The organism is Streptomyces sp. KR55 (genome assembly GCF_052245645.1).
In the GTDB taxonomy this organism is placed as follows: Bacteria; Actinomycetota; Actinomycetes; order Streptomycetales; family Streptomycetaceae; genus Streptomyces; species Streptomyces flavusporus.
The window spans coordinates 1-3,553 of the sequence record NZ_JBQQCE010000698.1; the positions used below are offsets into that span (position 1 = coordinate 1).

Annotated in this window: 4 protein-coding genes and 1 pseudogene; all 5 read right to left on the bottom strand. The window is 70.1% G+C overall.

What is annotated here, in order from left to right:
• On the bottom strand, nucleotides 1–318 hold a 318-nt coding region (locus ACTWQJ_RS48540), incomplete at its 3' end, for a LysE family translocator (protein ID WP_443312759.1).
• A gap of 64 nt (nucleotides 319–382) precedes the next feature.
• Nucleotides 383–993, bottom strand: a pseudogene (locus tag ACTWQJ_RS48545) (SMP-30/gluconolactonase/LRE family protein); the annotation flags it as partial.
• Nucleotides 994–1,056: 63 nt separating this feature from the next.
• The gene (locus ACTWQJ_RS48550) at nucleotides 1,057–1,344 is read right to left on the bottom strand and encodes an ArsR family transcriptional regulator (RefSeq protein ID WP_443312760.1); all 288 of its coding nucleotides are present in this window, start codon (nucleotides 1,342–1,344) and stop codon (nucleotides 1,057–1,059) included.
• Between the two features lie 258 nt (nucleotides 1,345–1,602).
• The gene (locus ACTWQJ_RS48555; protein WP_443312761.1) at nucleotides 1,603–3,165 is read right to left on the bottom strand and encodes a glycoside hydrolase family 53 protein; all 1,563 of its coding nucleotides are present in this window, start codon (nucleotides 3,163–3,165) and stop codon (nucleotides 1,603–1,605) included.
• Between the two features lie 111 nt (nucleotides 3,166–3,276).
• Nucleotides 3,277–3,553: Beta-galactosidase C-terminal domain (locus ACTWQJ_RS48560; RefSeq protein ID WP_443312762.1), on the bottom strand; the 277-nt coding region annotated here is incomplete at its 5' end.

The window sequence follows — 3,553 nt, forward strand, 5'->3', positions numbered from 1 at the left end:
GGTGAATGCGGCCTGCAGGGCACCACGCTGCCGCCACGCCCTGACCCCGAGGTGGATCAGATACGCGGCGCCTGCCAGCTTCAGCACGGTGAACACCAGGACGGAGCGCTCGACCACCGCCCCCACCCCCAGCGCCACGGCGACGACCAGCACATACGCGCCCAGCGTGTTCCCTGCGACGGTGGTCAGCGCGGCGCGCCGGCCCTGCGCGAGCGCCCGGCCGATCACGAACAGCACACTCGGCCCGGGGATCACGATCAGCACGAAGGACATGGCCGCGAAGGCCAGCAGGCGGTCGGTGGACAGCATGGCGCTCATACAACCAGCGGGCGGGCCCGGCCTCACCTCCTTTTCCGGCGCCGGAGCAGCGCGGGCGGGTGGAGGGTTCGTGCCGACCGGCGCGCGGGCCGGTGAGCCAGTAGCGGGTGAGGCGGCACGCGCTGGTCTCGGCGACGACCAGGAACGACCCGTCCCGGCTCACCGTCAGGCCGTTCGCGAACTGCAGGGAGTCCAGCAGCACTTCGGGCCGGTCGCTGCCGGGCTCCAGCCGCAGGAGGTGGCCTGTGCCCGTCTGTTCGACCACTTCGCCGATCCAGTGCTCCAGCGCATAGCGGTGGCTGGAGACGGTGAAGCAGACGCTGCCGTCCGGCAGGGCGACCGCGTTGCTGCAGAAGCGCAGGGGCTCCCCGCCACCGAGTCGGCGAGGACGCGTACGGTGCCGTCGGCGAGGTCGGCGCGCAGCAGTCCGCGTTCGGCGTCACAGACCAACACCGCGTTGTCGGGGAGGAGTTCGAGGCCGAGTGGACAGCCGCCAGTCTCGGCGAGGGTCTCGACCCGGGTCGCCGTCGGGTCGGCCAGGCCGTCGAGACGCAGGATGCGGCCGTCCTCGACTCCGGTCAGGACGCGGCCCTGGACATCGGCGACGACGTCCTCGGGGCCGCGCGCGCCGACGTCGACACAGCGGAGCGGCACGAGAGGCGTGGGGCTGGGCATGGGCGGCGGACCTTCGCGGTCGGGGGCGTGATCCTCGGGTGGGTACCCGTCGTGGCCGCTTCCCTACCAGCCCTTCTCGAACATCCGGGCCACCTCGGCGATCCGGACCTCGTCGCGGCGGTAGTAGGTGCGGCGCCGGACGCGCTTGGCGCGCAGCATGCCGAGGTCCGCGAGGAGGGTGAGGTGGGTGTGGGCCACCGCGCGGCGGACGCCGAGCTTCGCGGCGACGGCGTCAGCGGAGACCCCGTCCGCCACGAGGTCGGTGTGCCGCTGGCGGGGGAAGTGGGCGACCGGATCCTTCAGCCACTCCAGGATGCGCAGGCGGGTGTCGTTGGCGGGAGTCCTCAGCATCACGTCCCCCTTGGTCCGGGCCCTCTACGTGCGGCTTGCCCACTGTGGCGCCGGGCAAGCCGCCATGCTCGGCACACCGCCGGACTTGACCGGGATCGAACGGGCCTTCGACTCAATGTCGCGGAACAGCGAGGACCCGGCCGCGGAGGTGCGCACTCTCGCGGCCGGGTCCTCGGGTCCTGTGATCCGCCTGGGATCAACGCGATGGGGTCCTCACCTCAGCCCAGCCGACCCCCGGCGAATCCCCGCAGAATCCCCTCAGCGGTGGCTGAACCACGCCATCGCCGGGAGCGCCCTGTCGTCGTAGCCGAACAGGGCCTGGTTCTCCCAGCCGTTGCCGGAGGCGGCGTCGGTCGGGTCCCAGCCGTTGCCGTTGACCGCGGTCCAGGTCGCCTCCCAGTAGAAGACGCCGAGTCCGCGGCCGTTCGGGACGGCCTCCACGATGCTCGCGATGTCCTTCATCCACTGCGTCTGCCCGGCCGTCGAGGCGGCGTAACCGGACACGAGCTCACCGGAGAGGTCGATAATGTTCTCGTGCGCGTCCTCGCTGTCCAGACGGAAGGGGTAGGCCGTCTCGGCGACGAAGACCGGCTTGCCGTAGCGGGACGCCGCGTCGTCCAGCGTGGTCTGGAAGTCGTGGAGCGTGCCGTGCCAGTAGCCGTAGTACGACAGACCGATGGCGTCGAACTTCACGCCATTGGCGACCGCGCTGTCGAACCACCAGCGGGTGCCGGACAGGTCACCGCCCTTGGCGAGGTGCAGGGCCACGGTGGTGGACGAGTTGACCGCCTTGACGGCGTCGTATCCACTGTTGATCAACCCGGCGAGCTGCGTCCAGTTGTCGGTGGATCCCTCGTTCCACAGCATGCCACCGTTGATCTCATTGCCGACCTGGACCATGTCGGCGGTGGTGCCCTGCGCCTTCAACGCGTTCAACACGTCGTACGTGTGGTTGTGCACGTCCGTCTTGAGTTGACTGTACGAGTGGCCCGCCCAGGCGGCCGGCTTGGACTGGGCGCCGGGGTCGGCCCAGGTGTCCGAGTAGTGGAAGTCGACCAGGAGCTTCATGCCCTGCGCCTTGATGCGCTTGGCCATCGCCAGCACACGCGTCTTGTTGTTGTAGCCGTCGGCCGGGTTGACCCACACCTTCAGGCGCGCGTAGTTCATGCCGGACGACTTGAGGATGGCGAGGGCGTCGCCGGTGGTGCCGGAGCTGTTCTTGTAGACACCGCCCTTGGCCTCGCTCTTGGCGAGGGAGGAGATGTCGGCGCCCTTGATCGACGTACCGGACGTGCCCGACGTGAAGGTCAGGTCGTCAACATTGATCCAGTTGCCCGCGTTCGCATCACTGTTGATGCTGATGGTGCACTGGTTGTTCGTCACATTGACCGGCACGACGATCCGGATCCACCCACTGGCGGACACCGGCAGATCGGTGCGCTGCTCCGCGCTGCCGCAGTTCTTCAGCGCTATGTAAGCGGAGTTCTGGCCGCCGCCGGAGCGGACCCACGCGGTCAGCTTGTAGTTGCCGTTCGTCAGCCCGGACAGGTACTGGTACGTCTCCACCTTGTAGGCGGCGGACGCCCAGTGGCTCAGCCGGTAACTGCCGCTGCGGCCACCGGCCTCGGCGAAGGAGGCTCCGGTCGAGCCGTACTCGGACCAGCCGCTGGGCGTGGCCGCGCCCGTGCCGTCGGTCTCGAAGCCGCCGTTGGTGAGCGTGCTCGCCGCAGCCGCGGTCGGGGCGGGCAGGGCGGTCAGGGCGAGCCCGGCCGTGAGCGGCAACAGCAGGGCTCTGAGGGTTCGTCTGGGATGGAACTTCATCGTCCGTCGTCCCTTCGACGTGATGGGGATGGGGGGTGCCCCTCGCGTGGGGATGAGGGGTGCCCCTCCGCCCGCGGCTCTCGTGGCACACACGGGCGGAGGGGAGTCGGCTCAGCCGTCGAGTCGTACGACCCGTACGGCTCCCGCCGGAACCGCCAGGCGGCCGGCGGCGCGTTCACCGGTCAGCAGCTCGGTTCCGGACGTGTCCAGCGGCACCTTGGCGTCGGAGGCGGTGTGGTTGATGGCGAACAGGAACGCGCCCGACTCGCCGGTGCGGCGTACGACTTCGACGTCGTGGGGCAGGTCGGCGCGCGGGGCGATGCGGGCGTCCTCGGCGGCCCGCCCCAGCAGTGCGTCGAGGCCGTCGGTGCCGAGGCGGGTCGAGACG